Here is a 19703-nt window from a genome sequence, read left to right on the forward strand (position 1 = left end):
CCGCCCCCGTGGGACGGCCCTTCGTTGTGCTCAGAAGCCGGTCTTGCCCGGAATCCAGCCCGTGCCGGCCATCGGCACCTGCGCCATGGCGGCGGCCTCGATGGTGAGCGCCACCAGGTCCTCGGGTTCGAGGTTGTGCAGGTGGCTCTTGCCGCAGGCGCGCGCGATGGTCTGCGCCTCCAGGGTCATCACGGCGAGGTAGTTGGCCAGCCGCCGCCCGGCGAGGACGGGGTCGAGGCGCTTGGCGAGTTCCGGATCCTGCGTGGTGATACCGGCGGGATCCTTGCCCTCGTGCCAATCATCGTAGGCTCCGGCGGTGGTGCCAAGGGCCTGATAGTCGGCCTCCCAGCGCGGATCGTTGTCGCCCAGAGCGATGAGCGCCGCCGTGCCGATGGCGACGGCGTCGGCGCCAAGCGCCAGGGCCTTGGCCACATCGGCTCCCGAGCGGATGCCGCCCGAGACCACGAGCTGCACCTTCCGGTGCAGGCCGAGATCCTGCAACGCCTGCACCGCGGGGCGGATCGCCGCCAGGATCGGGATGCCGACATGCTCGATGAACACGTCCTGCGTCGCTGCCGTGCCGCCCTGCATGCCATCCAGCACCACTACGTCGGCGCCGGACTTCGCGGCGAGCGCTGTGTCGTAATAGGGCCGCGAGGCGCCGACCTTCACGTAGATCGGCTTCTCACCATCGGTGATCTCACGCAGTTCCTCGATCTTGATCTCGAGGTCGTCCGGCCCGGTCCAGTCCGGGTGGCGGCAGGCCGAACGCTGGTCGACGCCCGGGGGCAGGCAGCGCATGCCGGCGACACGCTCGGTGATCTTCTGGCCGAGCAGCATGCCGCCGCCACCGGGCTTGGCGCCCTGGCCGATGACGATCTCGATCGCGTCCGCCTTGCGCAGGTCGTCCGGGTTCATCCCGTAGCGCGAGGGCAGGTACTGGTAGACCAGCGTCTGCGAATGCCCGCGCTCCTCCTGCGTCATGCCGCCGTCGCCGGTGGTGGTCGAGGTGCCGGCCAGCGTCGCCCCGCGCCCGAGCGCTTCCTTGGCCTGGGCCGAGAGCGAGCCGAAGCTCATCCCCGCGATGGTGATCGGGGTCTTGAGGTGGATCGGCTTGGAGGCGAAGCGCGCGCCCAGCACAACCTCGGTGCCGCAGCGCTCGCGATAGCCCTCCAGCGGGTATCGGCTGATCGAGGCGCCGAGGAACAGGAGGTCGTCGAAATGCGGCAGCTTGCGCTTCGCCCCAGCGCCCCGGATATCGTAGATGCCGGTGGCGGCGGCGCGGCGGATCTCCGACATCACGTCGGGGGTGAAGGTCGCCGAGAAGCGGGGCTTGGTGCGCGGCAGGGGACGCGCATCCTTGAGGGTCGGGTCCTTGGGAGTCTCGGCCATCAGTAGGCTCCGGCGTTGTCGACGTTGAAATGATAGAGGCGGCGGGCGGAGCCGTAGCGCCGGAACTCCGACGGGCTGACCTCGCCGGCGAGGCCGGCGGCCTGGAGCTTGGCGTAGAGCTGCTCGCGGTGCTCGTCGCGCATCTCCTTCTCGATGCAATCGGCGCCCAGGCTATTGACCGAGCCGCGCACGTAGAGCCGCGCCTCGTAGAGGGAATCGCCCAGAGCCTCGCCGGCATCGCCGAGCACGGTGAGGGTTCCGGCCTGGGCCATGAAGGCCGACATGTGGCCGATCGAGCCCTTCACGACGATGTCGATCCCCTTCATCGAGATGCCGCAGCGCGCGCCCGCATTGCCGTCGACCACGAGGAGGCCGCCATGCGCCGTGGCGCCGGCCGACTGGCTGACGTCGCCGCGTACATGGACGAAGCCCGACATCATGTTCTCGGCGACACCTACGCCCGCATTGCCGTTGATCACGACACTCGCGAGCTTGTTCATGCCGGCGCAGTAATAGCCGACATTCCCCTCGATCTCGACGGAGATCGGCGCATCGAGGCCCACCGCGATGGCGTGGCGGCCATCCGGACCGGTGATGGTCCAGTGGGTCTCGTTGGTGTCGGGGCGCAGGGCGTGCAATGCCCGGTTGAGGTCGCGCAGGGGCGCCTGGTTGAGATCGTAGGACGACATCAGTGACGCTCCCAGGCGTAGACCTTGGCGGGTTCGGGTTCGAAGACGCGGGCGGAGGCGATCCCGGGCAGACCCACGAGGGCCCGGTACTCGGAGCCGAACGCCACGTAATCGTCGGTCTCGGCCATCACCGCAGGCTTGCAGGCGATGGGATCGCGCACCACGGCAAAGCCCGTCTCGGTGCCGACCACGAAGGTGAAGAAGCCATCGAGATCCGATAGGCTCGATTCTAGGGCCTGCTTGAGAGAGGCGCCCTCGCGCATGCGCCAGCTCAGGTAGCCGGCGGCGACCTCGGTGTCGTTCTTGGTGGCGAAGGTGAGGCCCTCGCGCTCGAGGCGGCGGCGCATGTCGTTGTGGTTCGACAGTGAGCCGTTATGGACCAAGCATTCATCGGTGCCGGTGGAGAACGGGTGCGCGCCGTTGGTGGTGACCGCGCTCTCGGTGGCCATGCGGGTATGGCCGATGCCATGGGTGCCGGTCATGCCGGCGAGATCGAACCGCGCGGCGACGGCGGCTGGCAGCCCGACCTCCTTGTAGATTTCCATCCGCCGGCCGGCACTGACCACGTCGATGCCCGGCGCCTCGGCACGAAGAAAGCCACGCACGTCGCCCTCCAGAGCCGCCGGAACGTCGATCACCGTATGGGTGTCGCGCGCCACCGCCTCGACGCCGCGTCTCAGCCGGCTCTCGAGGCGGGCGACAGCGTCGGCGAGCGTTGCCTTGTCGGTTCCACGCAGGGTCAGCTTCACCCCGGCCCCGTCGGCTCCGTAGACGGCAAAACCAGCACTGTCCGGACCACGCCCCGTCATCGTCTCGAGCATCGTCGACAGCAGAGACCCCAGACGAGGCTCCAGATCAGGATTCTTCAGAAACAACCCGACAATACCGCACATACTTGGTCTCCACGCCGACCCGTCCCTTGAAAGGACTGGTCGCACGGATCACCCGCAGGGGTCAATCTTGGGAACAATTATTTCTTCAAAAGAAACACGGTAGGCGGGCGGTCGCTGGGCTCTGGAGCGCATGGAGATAGAGAGTGCAACGGATCGGGGTTCCGGCGCACCGGCAGCATGCTCCACGCATCGCGATGACCGCTCGTGATGCCACATAGTCATGCACGGCCTGAGGACTTACACTTCCTCGACGGAGACATGGCCGCCAACCTCGCGCCCTCTTCGGCGAGAGCCGACGCGCCTGCGAAAGGTCCGTGGCGATCGCTCCTCGCTGGAGATCGACGACCTGTCGTGATGGAATCGGCGGTGCCGAGGAACGAGACGTGCTTTCGAACGACCGACGTTGCGATGAGATTGCTTGGAAACGATGCTGAACACTGCCTCCAATGCACCGACCGATCAGGAACGAAGCCTCGAGCGGGCATTGGGCCACCAGATCCGGCACCTGCGTCGCGAGCGGGACCTCTCCGTAGTTGATCTTGGAACAGCCGCCGGGATCTCGCCGGGCATGATCTCCAAGATGGAGAACGGGCAGATCTCACCGTCCCTGTCGTCGATCAATGCCGTCGCGAAGGCCTTGAACGTGCCCATCACCGTGCTGTTCTCGGCTTTCGAGGAGAGCCGCGACTGCTCCTTCGTCAAGCGCGGACAGGGTGTCGTCATCGAGCGGCGCGGGACGAAAGCCGGCCATCTCTACGAGCTTCTGGGGGCGGGCCTGCGCGGTGAAATCGTCGTCGAGCCCTACCTGATCACACTGGAAAACGATGCCGAATCCTATACCGGGTTTCGGCATGCGGGGACCGAGTTCATCTATATGCTGACCGGCGAAGTCGTCTATCGTCACGACAAGCACGATTACACGCTGCAGCCGGGAGACTCGCTGCTGTTCGATTCGGCGGCGTCCCACGGGCCGGCCAAACTGATCAAGACGCCGATGACCTACCTGTCCATCATCGTCTACCCGCGCGGCTGAACCACCGCCTCGGCTCAAGGCGTCGAGCAGCGCACGTCGTAGCCGAACTCGTCCGCGGCATGGCTCAGCCACGACCAGACGCTGCCGGCGAAGCTGCGTGCCACGGCGAGATCATAGGTGGGGGAAGTGTCCCGCTGCCAGACCTGCGCGCCCATATGCGCAAGGGCGGTGACGGCGACCTGCCCCGGCTGGAAGGCACGGGGATGAAGGTCGATGGCGAGGCCCTTGGCGAGGAACGCGCGGGCGTCCGGCCCGGACACGCGGACGATCGCGCGGGCGTCGCTCTGATCCGTGACCGCAGCGAGCCCCTGCAAGGCCTGGACGAGGCCGGCCATCTCCCTCCGCGTCTCGAACAGCGCGAGCCATTGATCCGGTCCGGACCAGACCAATCCCCGCTCTCCCGTCAGGCTGGCGGTACCGGTATCGGGCAGCGACCAGCCGAAGCGCTCGTCCAAGACTTGCCGCAGGGCGTCGGTCCGGCCCTTCACCGCGATCAGCGTCGCGAGGCCGAATTCCTCGCGCAGGGTCAGACGGAGGCCGGGCTCTACGCCCGGACGTCCGTGCCGACCAACCGGTGCGATTCCCGCCCAGGCACTTCTCGGCCGCCATGTCGTCTCGATAGCATCAGACACGCAGCTTCTCCTCTTTCGGGTCGACGAAGACCGGTGAGCAGATCTCGACTTCGATATCCCCGTCGCGCACCGGATCGTAGGCGCGCACCCGTGTCCCATGGCGCTCGGGGCCGCGGCGGATCAGGCCGAGCCCGATCCAGTGGCCGAGGCTCGGTGAATAGGCGACCGAGGTCATGGTGCCCTCATCGGCCGCGAGGCTCGGGGCGGCGCCGACGGCGAGGAAACGTGCCCCCGCGCGTAGGCGCTGGCTGCGGTCGACCGGGCGGAAACCCACGAGGATCGGCCGCTCGGGATCGACGAGGGCCGGGCGCTCCTTCATCAGGCGGCCGATATAGTCCTTCTTCTTGGCGAGCATGCCGCCAAGGCCGATGTCGCGCGCCGTCGTCTGGCCGTTGATCTCGGCGCCGGCGGCGTGACCCTTCTCGATGCGCATCACCGAGAGCGCCTCCGAGCCGTAGGCGGTGATGCCGTGGGCCGAGCCGGCCGTCATGATCGCGCGCCACGCGGCATCGCCATAGGCGGCCGGCACAGCGAGTTCGTAGGCGAGTTCGCCCGAGAATGAGATGCGGAACAGCCGCGCGGGGATGCCCCCGCCCACCGTGACGTCGGCGCAGGCCAGGAAGGGGAAGGCCTCGTTCGACAGGTCGAAACCGGGATCGACGATTCCCCGTAACGTGTCGCGAGCGCGCGGTCCGGCCACGGCGTATTGCGCCCATTGCTCGCTCACCGAGACCATCTGCACGTCGAGTTCAGGCCACAGCCATTGATGGCAGAATTCGAGGTGCTGCATGACCTTCGCGGCGTTGGCCGTGGAGGCCGTCATCACGAAATGGCTCTCGCGCAGCCGCGCGATGGTGCCGTCGTCCAGGACGAAACCGTCCTCGCGCAGGAGTACGGCGTAGCGTGCCTTGCCCACGGGTAGCGTGCCGAACGGATTGGCACAGACCCGCTCGATGAGAGCGAGGGCGTCCCGGCCCTGGATGTCGATCTTGCCCAACGTCGTCACGTCGCAGACGCCCACATGGGCGCGCACGGTGTTCACCTCGCGATTGACCGTTTCCAGCCAGTCTTTCTCGCCGGCCTTGGGGAAATAGGCCGGACGAAGCCACAGGCCGGTCTCCACGAAGACCGCCCCCTGCTCCTCGCACCAGGCATGGGACGGGACGTACCGGGTCGAGCGGAAATCCTTGCCCCGGTGATGCCCGGCGAAGGCGCCGATGGCGACGGGGGTGAAGGGCGGCCGGAACATCGTGGTGCCGACGCTCGCGACCGGCTGGCCGGTGAGCTCCGCCATGATTCCGAGCCCGGCGAGGTTCGAGGTCTTGCCCTGATCGGTGGCCATGCCGAGGGTGGTGTAGCGCTTCAGCAGTTCCACCGCGCGGAAGCCCTCGCGATGGGCGAGTTCCACATCGGAGGCGGCCACGTCGTTCTGGAAATCGACGAAGGCCTTGCCCTTCGAGACCGGCACGCGCCAGAGCGGCGTATGGGCGATGCTCTCGGGATCGGTCTTCGGGGTCTCGGGCGCGGCGCCGGCAAATCCGCAGGCTGAGGCGGCCTCCGCACCGGCCCGTCCGCCGGTCTCCAGGCAGGAGTCGAGGGTGAAGGCCCCGCCCGCCGCCCCGACGGCCACCATACCGGAGGGAAGCGCACCCGGCACGAAGGCATGGATCGCCTCGTCCCAAACCGGGCGCCGCGACAGATGCGAATCGAGATGCACGATCGGGTTCCAGCCATTGGCCATGGCAAGGCAGTCGCAGGCGATGGTCTGGCGGCTGCCATAGGTGTCCACCACCTCGATCGCCTCCAGGCCGAGATGCCCCTTCGTGCCGGTGACGTAACCGTCACAGATTACCTGCGCGCCGACGGCCTCGGCCGCCCGGCGCAGCTCGGCCCGCACCGAGGCGCGGGAATCGATCACGGCCGCGACTTGCCCGCCGGCCGCGACGACATCGGCCACGGTGCGCCAGCCGTCATCGCCCGAAGTAAAGATCGCGACGGCCCGGCCAGGCAGCACGCCGTATCGGTTGAGGTAGGTCCGCACCGCACCGGCCAGCATCACGCCGGGCCGGTCGTTGCCGCCGAAGACGTGCGGACGCTCGATGGCTCCGGCGGCGAGGATGGCCTGCTTTGCCGTGATCCGCCACATGCGCTGGCGCGGCGCATGGGCGGGAGGCACGGCGAGATGATCGCCGACGCGCTCGACCGCCCCGTAGGCTCCGTGATCGTAGACCCCGAACAGCGTGGTCCGGCTCAGAATGCGCACGTCCGGCATGCTCGCCAGTTCGGCGAGGGTATCGGCTGCCCAGTCCGCGCCCGATCGACCGGCGATCTCGCGCCGGTCGGCGAGGAGGCGTCCGCCCGTCCGGTGATCCTCGTCGACGAGGATGACACGCGCGCCCGACCGTCCGGCGGCCAGGGCCGCGGCAAGCCCGGCCGGTCCTGCCCCGATGACCAGCACGTCGCAGAACGCGAAGGCCTTGTCGTAGGTGTCGGGATCCGGCGCATGGGCGGCCCGGCCGAGGCCGGCGGCGCGGCGGATCATCGGCTCGTAGAGCTTCTCCCACAGAGCGGCCGGCCACATCAAGGTCTTGTAGTAGAAGCCCGCCGCGAAGACCGGCGCCGCCAGGGCGTTGACCGAGAGGGCGTCGTATTTCAGCGACGGCCAGCGATTCTGGCTCGACGCCTCCAGACCCTCATAGAGTTCGGCCACGGTGGCGCGGGTGTTCGGCTCCCGGCGCGCACCCGAGCGCAGTTCGACGAGGGCGTTGGGCTCCTCCGAACCGGCGGTGAGGATGCCGCGCGGGCGGTGGTACTTGAACGACCGGCCCACGAGCCGCACGCCGTTGGCCAACAGCGCCGAGGCCAGGGTATCACCCTGGAAACCGCTGTAGCGCTGGCCGTCGAAGGTGAAGTCCAGGGGGCGGCGCCGGTCGATCATGCCGCTGGTCGCGGTACGAAAGCCCTGCCCAACGGCCGTTGCCGGGGAGGTGCCGCTTGGGGAGGCGGTGTCCCGAAGGGTGATCGTGGTCATGCGACCTCTCCTGTCCGGCGGCTCAGCGCGACGTCGCGGGCGGAGGACACCCCGGTGATCTCGTGGGTGCGCGTGTCTCGATCGACCACGAGCCAGGAGCGGCAGCCGGCGCCGTGATACCAGAGCTCGCGATGGGGGCCGGCCGGGTTGTTGCGCAGGTAGACGTAGTCGTGCATGGCGGCGGGAGGCACCTCCATGCCGTCGGGCCGGATCGGCGCGGCGTCGCCGAGATAGCTGAACTCGCCGTTGTCGCGGGGCCCGCAATAGGGGCATCGGATACGCATGATCGTCGTTCCCTCAATCCAGATCCGCGCTCAATGGAGGTTCGGCTGGGCGCCCATGCCCTTCTCGTCGATGAGATGGCCGGTGGCGAAGCGGTCGAGTCGGTAGGCGGCGGCGTCCTCATGCGAGGTGTCGCGGGCGATGAGATGGGCAAAGCAGAACCCCGCCGCCGGGGTCGCCTTGAAGCCGCCGTAGCACCAGCCCGCATTGAGATAGAGGCCATCGATCGGTGTACGGTCGATGATCGGGCTGCCGTCCATGGACATGTCCATGATCCCGCCCCAGTGCCGCAGCAGGCGCAGGCGCCCGAGGCCCGGCCACAGGGCCATGCCGCCCTCCATCACGTCCTCGATCGTCGCGAGGTTGCCGCGCTGGGCGTAGGAATTGTAGCCATCGATATCGCCGCCGAAGACGAGGCCGCCCTTGTCCGACTGGCTGACGTAGAAATGTCCGGCCCCGAAGGTCATCACCGTGTCGATGAGGGGCTTCACGCCCTCGCTGACGAAAGCCTGGAGCACGTGGCTCTCGATCGGCAGGCGCAGATCAGCCATGGAGGCCAGCAGCGATGACGAGCCCGCCACCGAGAGCGCGACCTTCTTCGCCCGGATGAAGCCACGGCTCGTCTCGACCCCGACCACTCGCCCGTTCTCGCGACGGATGCCGGTGACGGCGCAGTTCTGGACGATGTCGACGCCCCGGTCGCTGGCTGCGCGGGCGTAGCCCCAGGCCACGGCGTCGTGGCGCACGGTGCCGCCCCGGCGCTGAAGGAGACCGCCCTTCACGGGAAAGCGCGCATTGTCGAAATCGATGAACGGCACCATTCCCCGAACCCCCTCTCGGTCGAGGAGTTCGGCATCGATGCCCGCCATCCGCATGGCGTTGCCGCGCCGGGCATAGGCATCGCGTTGCGCGTCCGAATGGTAGAGATTCAGCACGCCACGCTGGCTCACCATGGCGTTGTAGTTAATGTCCTGCTCCAGCCCCTCCCAGAGCTTCATCGACCGTTCGTAGAACGGGATGTTCCCGGCGAGCCCGTAATTCGAGCGGACGATGGTGGTGTTGCGCCCGACATTGCCGGAGCCAACATGGCTCTTCTCCAGAACGGCCACGTTGGTGATGCCGTGCTCCTTGGCGAGGTAATAGGCGGTCGCGAGGCCGTGGCCGCCGCCGCCGACGATGACGACATCATACTCGGCCTTGGGCGCGGCATCGCGCCATTGGAGCTTCCAATCGCGCTGGCCGCGCAGGGCCTGACCCAGGACGCTGAGGAGGGAATAGTGCATGGCGGGACATGCTCCGGGGCTGGCTGCGGCGTGTGAGCCTCATCGGTAGCTTATCGCGAGCCAGCGCCCCTTGCATTTTGCGACGTCATTCGGACAATTCGCGCAGAAATGAGCATCCGCCCCCCAGCTCCCACTCCTTCACGTTTGGACCGGAACACCGCCGCGCCGGAAAAGCCGAAGCCGCTGACCGTCGGCTTCATCCTGCTGCCCGGCTTTCCGCTCATGTCCTATGCGGCCGCGGTCGAGCCCATGCGGGCGGCCAACACACTCTTGGACAGCGAAGTCTACCGCTGGTGGCATGCGGCACCCGGTGGAGGCGCCGTCCAGGCTTCGAACGGAATCGCGATCCTGCCGGATGTCGATGTCGGAGACACCAAACTCGACGCCGATCGGGTCTTCGTCTGTGCGGGCGGAAACCCCGCCGCCTTCGACGACCCCGCCTTGACCGCTTGGCTTCGCCATCTCGCCCGGCGTGGGATCACGCTCGGCGGCATTTCCGGAGGGCCTTACCTGCTCGCCCGCGCGGGTCTGCTGACGGGGCGCCGTTGCACGCTCCACTGGGAGCATGTTCCCGCCTTCGAGGAACGCTACCCGGAGATCGAGGTCGTGCGCTCCCTGTTCGAGATCCAGGACGATCGGATCACCTGCTCGGGCGGCATCGCCGCCCTCGACCTGATGCTCAACCTGATCGAGCGCGACCACGGTCCGGGCCTCGCCAACGGCGTCAGCGACTGGTTTTTGCACAACCAGATCCGGGAGGGCCTGAGCCCGCAGAGGATGGACCTGCGCCTGCGGATCGGGGTGCGTGACCCGCGCCTTCTACGGGTCCTCGCCGCAATGGAAACCAATCTGGAAACGCCGCTTTCGCGGCAGGGCCTGGCCGAACTCGCCCGCGTGTCGATCCGCCAACTCGAGCTGCTCTTCAGAAACCGGATCGGTATCAGTCTTCACCAGCATTATCTCGCCCTGCGGCTCGACCGGGCCCATCAGCTCCGCCGCGAGAGCGCGCTGAGTTCGGCCGCCATTGCCATGGCGACGGGGTTTGCCAACGCGGCAGAACTCGCCCGGGCCGAGCGCCGGCGGCGCTTGAAGGCCACGCCTCCGTCGAGCCGCGTCGACGCGGCGTAAGAGGGGCGGGCGTCCCTGCCGGAACGCCCGCCTTCGAGAGGAGCGAAGGCTCAGCGGGCGTACGCCGTCCGATGAAGGTCGAAGGCCACGTCGGGCCGGACATGATCGGAGTGGGGCGAGGCGGTGTGCCTGCGCGGCGCGCGACGAGCCGCGAGACGGTCCTGAGCCGCCTTGGCGGCCTTCTCGACGCTAGGGAAGACGAGCCCATCGAGAGGGTCGAAATCGCGTCCGGACGAGAAGAACCGCACGCCACCTCGTTCGGGCACGGCAATCCCGGCCGTCACGTCGCCAATTTCGATCACCCGCGGCGGCGGGGCGGCATGAAGGCGGTTGCGGGCACGGGCCTGGAGATGATCCGCCCGGGCATCAGGCGTGTGCAATCGATTCAACGCCCGATGAGCGTCGTCCTGGTGGAGATGGGGCATGGTGTCGTGAACTCCTGACGCGGCCCGAGGGCCATCTGCTGAAAGCGGCTCGATCTGACGGGTCGGTCAGCATCGACAGCCGGAGCAGGCATGCAGAAGAGCTTGGAAGGAGGTTCGATCAATCACGGCAAGTCATCCTTTCGATGAAGGACCACGAGGCGCGAGCGCTCCGCAGTGCTTTAGCGTTTGATGACGCGGCGCAAGCTACACACTTCAAATCACCGCGGCGGATCGGCCCATACGGACCACAACCGCACCTATAGAATGATAGCAGTCCTCCGCTTCGTCAACGGATGCATCTTCCGAATGCATGCGCCCTCATGGCATGAATGACGCGCAGATCAACGGAGCGCAGGCGGTTTCTTCGGGACGAGCCGAGGTCAGGCCGACACTGCGGGGCGCTCGATCAGGCCGGCGAGGTCGCGATGATGTCCATAGACCCGTTCGGCCCCGGCCGCGATCAGGTCCGCCCCCGTGGCGTCATGCAGCCAATGGCCGCCGCCGGTGAAGCCGAGGACGCGCATTCCGGCAGCACGCGCCGCCATGACTCCGGGCACGCTGTCCTCCACCACGAGGCAGCGACCAGGGGCGACGCCCATCTCGGCGGCGGCAAGGAGGAACAGGTCGGGCGCCGGCTTACCGCGGGAGACCATGGTCGCCGAGAAAATGCGGCCCTCGAACAGGGGCAGCAGACCGGTGAGGCCGAGTGAATGGGCAAGCCGCGCCGGATCGCTGCTGGACGCGACGCAGCTCGGAAGCTCGAGCGCCCGCACCGCCAGGGCGATCCCCTCCATGGCGCGCAGGTCGCGGTCGAAGGCACGAAGGGTTTCGGCCTTCACCGCCTCGACGAAGCCGTCGGGTGCGGCGATCCCGTAATCGCGCTCGATATGTCCCATGATCGACGTCATCGACGTGCCGGCGAAGCGCTCCCTCACCGTATCCACATCGATGGCGACGCCGATCTGGTTGAGCCCCGCCGTCAGTGTCCCGAGGCTCAGCGGCTCGCTGTCGACCAGCACGCCGTCGCAATCGAAGATCACCAGTCCGGTGGAAGTTTCGGGTTCGGTCGGCAAGGCGATGGTCCGCTGGAAATGGCTGGGACGGGCTGTGCCACGGAGCCGTCACGGCGCGCAATGGCGGCCGATGCGCGCTGGCTGCCGGGACGGCGTGTGCCTCGGAGACCTTGCGCCTCGCGACGGCGCCCCCTAATCCCGCAGGGCCGGCACGGGAGCCGGCGTGTGTGCAAGCCGCGATGCTCCGCTTCCTAAGCCGCCTCCTCGGATATGTCGTCCTCGCGGCGGGCTTCGTCGGCCTCGTCTACGATGGCGCGCGCTCGATCGCCAATAACGGCGTCCGCGTCACCAACCTGAGCGACCTTCTGATGACGCTGTTCAAGGAGCGCGGGAGTGCGCTCCAGGGCTCGGTGGAGAGCGTGGCCCCATGGCTGTGGCAAGCCCTCGTCCTGCCGCTCACTCTGGCCCCCGCCTGCCTCCTCGGCCTCGGTCTCGGGGCCTTCCTGCTTTGGCTCGGCCAGCCGCCCCGCGAGCCGATCGGCTTTCTCAGTCGGCCCTGACACCTCGACCGTAAGGCATGCCGTTTCGCCACGGGGCATTCAGGAAGACGGTCCGGCACCCCATATAGGGGACATCCCGCCCTCTCACGGAGGCCCCGATGCTCCAGTTCTTCCGCAAGCGTCCCGAAATGCCGAGTGCCGCCGACGCGCTGCCTGGCCGCGCGACGCCGCTCCCCACCACGGACACTCATTTCGTTAATGGCCATTCCCTGAAGGGGCCTTATCCAGAGGGAAGCGAGCAGATCGTCCTCGGGCTCGGCTGCTTCTGGGGCACCGAGCGCAAGTTCTGGCAATTGCCGGATGGAATCGTCGTGACGGCGGTGGGCTATGCCGGCGGCTTCACGCCCAACCCGACTTACGAGGAGGTCTGCTCGGGCATGACTGGGCATAACGAGGTGGTCCTCGTCGTCTATGATCCGGCCGTGCGCCCCCTGGAGGCGGTACTCAAGACGTTCTTCGAGAGCCATGACCCGACCCAGGGCATGCGCCAGGGCAACGATGTCGGCACGCAATACCGCTCGGGAATCTACACGGCGAACGAGGCTCAGGCCGAGACGGCCAGAAGCGTCCGCGCGGCCTACGGAGAAGCCCTGAAGGCCCGGGGCTTTGGCGAGATCACCACCGAGATCAAGCCGCTCGATGCGTTCTATTTCGCCGAAGGCTACCATCAGCAATACCTCGCCAAGAACCCTGCGGGCTATTGCGGTGTCGGCGGGACCGGCGTGACCTGTCCGATCGGAACCGGGGTCGCCGCCTGAGGTGCTTCGCCCGCCAAGCTCACCGCTTGTCGAGCTTGGCCGCACATGCCAAACCCCGCCCGATCGGGCGGGGGATTCGAGACGGATGATCGAACAGGTTTTCGAACGCGTGCTCTTCGCGTGCCGCTGGCTGCTGGCGCCCTTCTACGCGGCGCTCGGAATCGGCATCGTCGTACTTCTGGTCAAGCTGCTGCAGGAACTCGCCCATTTCGTCCTGCACATGTGGAGTGCCACCGAGTCGCAGATCATTCTCGGCGTGCTGACCCTGGTGGATCTGTCCTTCACCGCGTCGCTGCTCATCATCGTGATGTTCTCAGGCTACGAGAACTTCGTCTCGAAGATCGATCATACGGACCACAAGGACTGGCCCGAATGGATGGGGACGATCGACTTCACCGGGCTGAAGCTGAAGCTGATGTCCTCGATCGTCGCCATCTCGGCGATCTCGCTGCTGAAAGCCTTCATGGACATCAAGGCGACGCCGGACCGCGAATTGTACTGGCTCGTCGGTCTTCACATGGTCTTCGTCGTCTCCGGAATCCTGATGGCCCTCACGGACCGGATCGCCGCCGGCCACCACGACAAGTAGGCGCTTCCCGGGAGATGCCGCGATGACCCGCGCGGACGCCGTCTGCGAAGCGCTTCGGATCCTCGCTCCGCGCCTGCCCGCTTTCGAGACGGATTCCGTCCTTTCCCGGGCGCTGACAAGTCCGGGGCTGCGGAACGCGAGCCCCGAGAACGCGGCCTGGCTCGCCCTCGTCGCCTTTGCCCGCCACGTCTTCACCGAGTACGATTCCTATCTCGACGAAGGCTACGACCGCGACAGCGCCCGCCATTTCGTCCTCGACGAGCTCAACGAAACGTTGCGCGGCTGGGGCGTACGCCGAACCGTGTCCGAGGACGTTGAGCAACCGGACGACGAGTGATCACAGGGTCCGCACTGCCCCCCCCCGAAGCGGACAACCGCGGGAAACCTTTCCGGTCGCGGCACCGTTCTCACGGTCGAGGGGGCCGCGACCGTTCACAGGACAGTGGCCATGCGCAGAATGCTCCCGATCATCGCCGGCCTGGTGCTCGCATCCGGCGCGGGTCTCGCCGCCGATAGCGCGTCGGCCCAACAGGTCGCCGATCCGGCCGCCTGCACCTCGTTCGACTGGCCGATCCTGCGGGAGCAGGCCTGGTTCGAAGCGCCTTCTCTCCCCCGGCTCGATTCCGGCGCGACCCTCTCCGCAGAAATGCCGGGCGCCGTCCTGGCACTCATGCCAATCGCCGAGGCCGATCTTCCCTTCGTGCCCTCGCGGGAGCCGAATCCCGGCACATTCGGCGGCAGCCTGCGGATACCGCCCGTCGTTACGCCCGGCCTGTATCAGGTGACCCTGTCGGACAATGCCTGGATCGACGTGAGCCAGGACGGCACGACGACGCGCAAACCCGTGGCCAGCACGATGCGGCCCGGATGTCCGGGCGTCTCGAAGAGCGTCCGGTTCCAGTTCGGCACCACGCCCATTCTCATCGTCGTCAGCGGCGCGAAATCGAACTCGATCAAGATCTCGGTCTCGCCGGCGGAATAGCCGAGAGCTCTCGACGGCCCGACGGCCGATGGACTAGGTTGGCGCCATGCACCTGACCTTACGCTCGTTCCGCCTCGCGGCCCTCGCCTTCCTCGCCTGCGGAGGGGCCGCACAGGCCCAGGACAGGGGCAGTGTGAACCCCAAGCCCCTCCCGCCACTGGACAATCCCGACGCGCCCTCGACACCGGCCAAAGCCCTGTTCGGGCGGGCAACGACGCCGGCTCCCGGTCCTGCAAGACCCTACGGATCCTATGCCAAGGGATGCTTCTCCGGCGGCGAGGCGCTGGCCCAGGACGGACAGAACTGGCAGGTGATGCGCCTCTCACGCAACCGGATGTGGGGCACGCCGAACCTCGTGGATTTCATCGAGCGGCTGGCGGCCAAGGCTCCTAGCGTCGGTTGGAACGGCCTTCTCGTCGGCGACATGTCCCAGCCTCGCGGCGGACCGATGCTCACCGGCCACGCCTCCCACCAGCTCGGCCTCGACGCGGATATCTGGCTGACACCGATGCCAAACCACCGCATGACACGCGCGGAGCGCGAGGAGACCTCGGCCACCAACGTGGTGCGCACGGACCGCCTCGACATCGATCCGCAGGTCTGGACGCCGGAACACCTCAAGCTGATCCGCCTCACGGCACAGCAGCCAGAAGTCGCGCGCCTCTTCGTGAACCCGGCGATCAAGAAGGCCCTGTGTCGGGGAGCGGGTGGCGACCGCTCCTGGCTCAACAAGGTTCGCCCGATGTACGGGCACAATTACCACTACCATATTCGCCTCTCTTGCCCGGCCGGCGATGATCAGTGCGGGGATCAGGCCCCGCCGCCCCCCGGCGACGGCTGTGGCGAGGAACTCGCCTATTGGTTTAGCGACGCGGTGCTGAACCCTCCGAAATCGACGAAGCCGGTGAGGCCCAAGCCGCCGATGACCATGGCGGCCCTTCCCGCCGCCTGCCGGGTGGTGCTGAAGGCCCGGTGAGAGCGCTACGGTTCTGCGGGCCAGGAACATGGACCGCTGTACCGCGACACAGTGTTGACGGGCGGGGATCCGGAACGGCAGGCCGGATAGGCCATGCGGTCCTGCATTGCGGCCGCACCGTCCCTCATTCGGAGTCCCACAATCGAACGGGCCGGTTCCACTGTGGTCCTCGGCAAGACAATATCGGGTGGTCCCGAAGCGATCAGCCGGGTTTCGTCCATGACATGGACAGCATCCGGCCCGGCCAGATTCGTCAGACGGCGCGCGGTCAGCATGAGCATGCGCGTGCCGGACAGGGCCGCCATCACCGCCGCATCGGTTTCACCGTCGAGGCAACTCGTCGAAAACGATCGCATCCCGAAGGACAGCCTGGGGGTCGGGGGGCAGTCAAGAACGATGCTGATCGCCCCGACCGCTGAAGAATCGGGGGCGCAGCCGGAACTCCTCGCGGGGAGACTTAACCGTTCGACGGGCCGAGGGGCCAGGTCTCGCGCGCGCGGCGCAAGTAGGCACGTGGCGGCTGCCCCGTGAGACGGCGGAAGGTCTTCGACATCTGGCTCGCATCGTTGAACCCCGCCAGGGGCACGATCTCGCTCAGGCTCAATGTCCCGCTGGCAATCAGGTCCTGCGCCCGGTTCACCCGCTCCCGCAGGATGAACTGATAGGGCGTCACGCCAAAGGATGTCTTGAAGGCGCGAACGAGATGGCCGACGCTGGTGCCGACGGCGTCCGCCAAGTGTTGCAGGCTCAGCGGTTCAGCGAGGCGGGAGAGGATCAATTCGCGAAGGGTCGCGGCCTGTGCCGACGTCAGCGTGGGGCCGGCGCGGCGGGGCATCGCTTCACCGCCTGAGAACAACTGCAGCAGCGTCGCCGAGACGCTTTCCACCAACAATGGCCCGGTGGAGCATCCCGTCTCCAGGTCGGCCGACACGGCTTGCAACAGATGGCTCACCGCGATCTGCGAGCGCGACGGAACGAACTGGGTCCGGATCTGTGTCTTGGTGAGGGAGGCGTCGGTGATGCGCTCGACGGCCTCCGGGGCCAGTCTCAGTGTCAGCGTACGGAACGGCCCGGTCCAACTCTCGACCACGGCAGCCCCCGGCTCGAGGACGATGATGTTGTCCTCCGAGAAATTGTAAGTCTGGCCCGACCAGAGAAAGCGCTGACTCGGCGGCGCCAGCGACAGGGCGAAGTGGATGCCTTGCTGGACGATGGACACCGTCCCCTGGCTGCCGAGCATGATGTCGCTGAAGCCGATGCCGGACCACCCGAGGCCCGCACTGGTCTGGAGCACAGCCTCGATCTCACCGTCGAGTTCGATCGTGCAACCGCATTCGCTCTGATCAATCCGCATTCACGCGATCATGATGCATGCGAAAACTCCCATTGGCGGCCCGTCTCCCGGACGATCGCAAGAAACTCGTCTCGAAAGGCCCCGTCCTCGAGCGCCCAGTTCGGGCATTTGATCGGCGATGAGCCGCTTTGACGAACAACCGCCACCGCAAGCCGTTCGATCTGCACTTTCGTGCAAAGCGATGCAGCACGCAAGGGTGAGATCCAATGAACCTGCATCCGACGCGACAAGGCCTATTGTGAAATGTCTTGCCTTTGTCGCTCAGCCTAGCCCGCTGACGGTGACTGCCACGGCCTCCTCGGGCAATGCGACTGCCCTTTGTCAAATCTATAATAAGACTTACCGCCCTCGGACCGCCTCGCTGCGGGGGCCGCAGATCATTGTTGTCGCCTAAGCCGATAGGAGGGGAAGCAAATTCCACACAGTCAAGCCTCACTTTGCCGATTGATTTACCTGCGACAAATTGTCAGACAATTCAGAAAACATGATGTTTATCAGTGTTTTGATTAGGAAAATACAGAATTCCAACCCTTGCCTCGTCCTCAGCAAGAATCGCCAAATTCCAGCAAACTTGGTGAGGAAAATCAGACCTTCGCCGACCGTAGCCGAAGAAACAGCCACGCCGTCATCAATCGACAACAAAGCTCACCAAGGGGCGACCTCAGGCAAGAAGGTCGAAATTGAGGGTTGATGGACGATTCTGAGCGTGTAGTCTGGATAACAGAAAGCAAGACCGAATGCTTTCAAACATAGACAAGAGAAAAAGATCGACGTACCGAATACACTCTGGAGAGAATGAATGTCTAAGACGAATGACACCATCCGCACCCTCGATGCATCCGAGCTCGATGCGGTCGGCGGCGGCCTCTCCCTGGGTCTCGACCTCGACCTTTCGAGTGAACTCGGTGCCGTTTCGGGCACAATCGACCAAGTCGGCGGTTTGGTCGGCGGTCTCGTCGGTGGCCTGCTCGGCGCCGTTGGTGGCCTCCTGGGCGGCAAGTAGCCCGGCCCGCCAACCCGATTTCTCGGCGTGGCGCGAAGCGAACGCGCCGCCTAATCTTGGAGATGTGACATGACCCAGAACCTCGACACCATCCGCGAACTCGACGCCACCGAACTCGACGCCGTCGGCGGCGGCCTGTCCCTCGGCCTGGACCTCGACCTGTCCAGCGAACTCGGCGCCGTTTCCGGCGTGGTCGGTCAGGTGGGTGGCTTGGTGAGCGGCCTCGTCGGCGGTCTTCTCGGCGCGGTCGGCGGCCTCCTCGGCGGCCACTGAGCACTTATCCGCATCAATCCTGATCGGTGAATAAGCGCGGCGGGCCAGTAGGCCCGCCGCGCTTCTCGTGCATAAGACGCCTCAACATCGAACTACGCCGCCCTTGGGCTAGGAGGACCGCCGAACCCGATGACGTCGCCGCTTTTTCGCGCAGAGGTCGCCCGAGCGCGCCAGGATTCCTGGTTGGGCGAAGCCCAGATCGTGCAGCCGCTCTCAATCCGGCTGATGACCGCGATCACGATCCTGATCACCATCGCGGCAATCCTGTACGTGGTCTTCGGCACCTACACCCGCCGTATCCACGCCTTCGGCATGCTCACACCGGATGTGGGTCTCATCACCGTGGCGAGCCCGGTGGCCGGACGCGTCAGCGCCTCGGGGGTGAAGGAGGGGGACCGGGTCGTGCAGGGCCAGCTTCTCTACACGCTCGACCTCGACGCCGTCTCAGCCAACGGCCCGACCCAGCAGCGCATCATCGATCAGCTGGCCCGGCAGAAGGAGACGATCGAGGCGCAATCTCGGTTGCGGTCGGCCATGGCGGCCACCGAGAAGCGCTCGCTCGCCGAGCAGATCGACAACCTCCAATCCCAGTCGCGGCAATTGGAGGAGCAGGTCCAGTTGCAGGAGAAGCTGGTGCCGCCGCTGAAAGAGCGGGTCGATGTCCTCGCCAAGGCGGTGAGCGACGGATTTGCCCGCTCGGCCGACCTCCAGAACCAGAACTACCTCTACCTGCAGGCGAGTTCCCAGCTTGCCCAGTTCCGCAATTCGCGCCTGCAGCTCATGGGCAAGGTCGGCGAGTTGCAGGCGACGCTCGCCACCTTCGACGACAAGCTCGCCCGCGACCTCGCCGAGATGGAGCGCACCGCCGCCCAGTTGGAGCAGCAGCGGGCCGAGAGCGAGGCCCGCCGGGCCATCGAGGTGCGGGCGCCGGAGAAGGGCATCCTCACCTCCATCCGGGTCCAGGCCGGCCAGGGCGTGGGGGCGGGTGCCACGCTGCTCACCCTGCTGCCGAGCGAGGGTAGGCTGCAGGCGAACCTGTTCGTGGAATCCTCCGCCATCGGCTTCATCGATACGGGGGAGGCGGTGATGCTGCGCTATGCGGCCTTCCCCTTCCAACGCTTCGGCCTCTATCGCGGCACCGTCTCGGAGGTGACCCGCGCGCCCCTGGAGGCCGCCGACCTGCCGGAAGCCGCCGGCGCCAAGGCGAAGAACGGCGACGGCATCTACCGCATCATCGTGCGGCCGGACGAGAACAGCGTGATCGCCTATGGCGAGAGCCGCCGTCTGGAAGCCGGGATGAGGGTCGAGGCCGACATCGCCCTGGAGAAGCGCCCCCTCTACCGATGGCTTCTCGACCCGCTCTATCGGGTCAAGCGCAGCGTCGATCTCGTGACCCGCGGCGGATGA

21 protein-coding genes are annotated in these 19703 nt (G+C 66.7%); 11 read left to right on the forward strand and 10 right to left on the reverse strand.

Features of this window, described 5'->3' with window-relative positions; genetic code table 11:
- Positions 1-30 precede the first annotated feature (30 nt).
- Genes ASF26_RS21415 through ASF26_RS21425 form a run of 3 tightly spaced genes read right to left on the reverse strand, consistent with a single transcriptional unit; the run spans position 31 to position 2974 of the window.
- Positions 31-1392 (reverse strand): FMN-binding glutamate synthase family protein, encoded by a 1362-nt coding sequence (locus ASF26_RS21415; protein WP_018045583.1) that lies wholly within the window; start codon positions 1390-1392, stop codon positions 31-33.
- Entirely contained in the window at positions 1392-2081 is a 690-nt protein-coding gene (locus ASF26_RS21420; protein WP_056259130.1) for a protein glxC, read from the reverse strand. The genes ASF26_RS21415 and ASF26_RS21420 overlap by 1 nt, the downstream gene beginning before the upstream one ends.
- Positions 2081-2974: a glutamine amidotransferase family protein gene (locus tag ASF26_RS21425; protein ID WP_056259133.1), complete on the reverse strand. Its 894-nt coding sequence runs from the start codon at positions 2972-2974 to the stop codon at positions 2081-2083. The genes ASF26_RS21420 and ASF26_RS21425 overlap by 1 nt, the downstream gene beginning before the upstream one ends.
- 427 nt (positions 2975-3401) lie before the next feature.
- Between ASF26_RS21425 and ASF26_RS21430 the strand changes: the two genes are divergently transcribed.
- A complete protein-coding gene (locus ASF26_RS21430; RefSeq protein WP_056141207.1) occupies positions 3402-4007 on the forward strand; it encodes an XRE family transcriptional regulator in 606 nt (201 codons plus the stop codon).
- 14 nt (positions 4008-4021) lie between these two features.
- Here ASF26_RS21430 and ASF26_RS21435 read toward each other — a convergent pair whose 3' ends face one another.
- The 4 genes from ASF26_RS21435 to ASF26_RS21450 are packed head-to-tail and all read right to left on the reverse strand — an operon-like array spanning position 4022 to position 9235.
- A complete protein-coding gene (locus tag ASF26_RS21435) occupies positions 4022-4639 on the reverse strand; it encodes a sarcosine oxidase subunit gamma family protein (RefSeq protein ID WP_056259135.1) in 618 nt (205 codons plus the stop codon).
- Positions 4632-7670: a sarcosine oxidase subunit alpha family protein gene (locus ASF26_RS21440; RefSeq protein ID WP_056259138.1), complete on the reverse strand. Its 3039-nt coding sequence runs from the start codon at positions 7668-7670 to the stop codon at positions 4632-4634. Before ASF26_RS21440 ends, ASF26_RS21435 begins: the two co-directional genes overlap by 8 nt.
- Complete coding sequence (locus ASF26_RS21445) at positions 7667-7954, reverse strand: sarcosine oxidase subunit delta (RefSeq protein WP_056259140.1); 288 nt, start codon at positions 7952-7954, stop codon at positions 7667-7669. The genes ASF26_RS21440 and ASF26_RS21445 overlap by 4 nt, the downstream gene beginning before the upstream one ends.
- Before the next feature lie 30 nt (positions 7955-7984).
- Positions 7985-9235, reverse strand: a complete 1251-nt coding sequence (locus ASF26_RS21450) for a sarcosine oxidase subunit beta family protein (protein ID WP_056259143.1) — start codon at positions 9233-9235, stop codon at positions 7985-7987.
- 222 nt (positions 9236-9457) lie between these two features.
- Here ASF26_RS21450 and ASF26_RS21455 point away from each other — a divergent pair, with 222 nt between their 5' ends.
- The gene (locus ASF26_RS21455; RefSeq protein WP_244476037.1) at positions 9458-10363 is read left to right on the forward strand and encodes a GlxA family transcriptional regulator; all 906 of its coding nucleotides are present in this window, start codon (positions 9458-9460) and stop codon (positions 10361-10363) included.
- 50 nt (positions 10364-10413) lie between these two features.
- Here ASF26_RS21455 and ASF26_RS23595 read toward each other — a convergent pair whose 3' ends face one another.
- Positions 10414-10743 carry a hypothetical protein gene (locus tag ASF26_RS23595; protein ID WP_244476038.1) on the reverse strand — a complete coding sequence of 110 codons (330 nt, stop codon included), beginning with the start codon at positions 10741-10743 and terminating at the stop codon, positions 10414-10416.
- A 425-nt stretch (positions 10744-11168) separates the two neighbouring features.
- Positions 11169-11861, reverse strand: a complete 693-nt coding sequence (locus tag ASF26_RS21465; RefSeq protein ID WP_056259152.1) for an HAD family hydrolase — start codon at positions 11859-11861, stop codon at positions 11169-11171.
- 179 nt (positions 11862-12040) lie between these two features.
- Here ASF26_RS21465 and ASF26_RS21470 point away from each other — a divergent pair, with 179 nt between their 5' ends.
- The 6 genes from ASF26_RS21470 (at position 12041) to mepA (ending at position 15666) form a co-directional block, all read left to right on the forward strand.
- Complete coding sequence (locus tag ASF26_RS21470) at positions 12041-12361, forward strand: hypothetical protein (RefSeq protein ID WP_056259156.1); 321 nt, start codon at positions 12041-12043, stop codon at positions 12359-12361.
- Positions 12362-12459: 98 nt separating this feature from the next.
- Entirely contained in the window at positions 12460-13119 is a 660-nt protein-coding gene (gene msrA / locus ASF26_RS21475) for a peptide-methionine (S)-S-oxide reductase MsrA (RefSeq protein WP_056259159.1), read from the forward strand.
- A gap of 85 nt (positions 13120-13204) precedes the next feature.
- A complete protein-coding gene (locus ASF26_RS21480) occupies positions 13205-13708 on the forward strand; it encodes a TIGR00645 family protein (protein ID WP_018045598.1) in 504 nt (167 codons plus the stop codon).
- Between the two features lie 22 nt (positions 13709-13730).
- Positions 13731-14045 carry a DUF2293 domain-containing protein gene (locus ASF26_RS21485; RefSeq protein WP_056259163.1) on the forward strand — a complete coding sequence of 105 codons (315 nt, stop codon included), beginning with the start codon at positions 13731-13733 and terminating at the stop codon, positions 14043-14045.
- Between the two features lie 111 nt (positions 14046-14156).
- Positions 14157-14690 carry a hypothetical protein gene (locus ASF26_RS21490; RefSeq protein WP_244476025.1) on the forward strand — a complete coding sequence of 178 codons (534 nt, stop codon included), beginning with the start codon at positions 14157-14159 and terminating at the stop codon, positions 14688-14690.
- A gap of 46 nt (positions 14691-14736) precedes the next feature.
- A complete protein-coding gene (gene mepA / locus ASF26_RS21495; protein WP_018045601.1) occupies positions 14737-15666 on the forward strand; it encodes a penicillin-insensitive murein endopeptidase in 930 nt (309 codons plus the stop codon).
- Positions 15667-16123: 457 nt separating this feature from the next.
- Here the strand turns inward: mepA and ASF26_RS21500 are convergent, their stop codons facing one another.
- On the reverse strand, positions 16124-17020 hold the full coding sequence (locus ASF26_RS21500) for an AraC family transcriptional regulator (protein ID WP_056259168.1): 897 nt from the start codon (positions 17018-17020) through the stop codon (positions 16124-16126).
- Between the two features lie 799 nt (positions 17021-17819).
- Here ASF26_RS21500 and ASF26_RS21505 point away from each other — a divergent pair.
- From ASF26_RS21505 to ASF26_RS21515, 3 genes are all read left to right on the forward strand, one after another.
- Positions 17820-18023, forward strand: coding sequence for a hypothetical protein (locus ASF26_RS21505; protein WP_018045604.1), 204 nt, complete (start codon positions 17820-17822; stop codon positions 18021-18023).
- A gap of 69 nt (positions 18024-18092) precedes the next feature.
- Entirely contained in the window at positions 18093-18296 is a 204-nt protein-coding gene (locus tag ASF26_RS21510) for a hypothetical protein (RefSeq protein WP_018045605.1), read from the forward strand.
- A gap of 129 nt (positions 18297-18425) precedes the next feature.
- Entirely contained in the window at positions 18426-19703 is a 1278-nt protein-coding gene (locus ASF26_RS21515; RefSeq protein WP_056259171.1) for an HlyD family efflux transporter periplasmic adaptor subunit, read from the forward strand.

It is taken from the genome of Methylobacterium sp. Leaf93 (assembly GCF_001422345.1).
Classification (GTDB): Bacteria; Pseudomonadota; Alphaproteobacteria; order Rhizobiales; family Beijerinckiaceae; genus Methylobacterium; species Methylobacterium bullatum.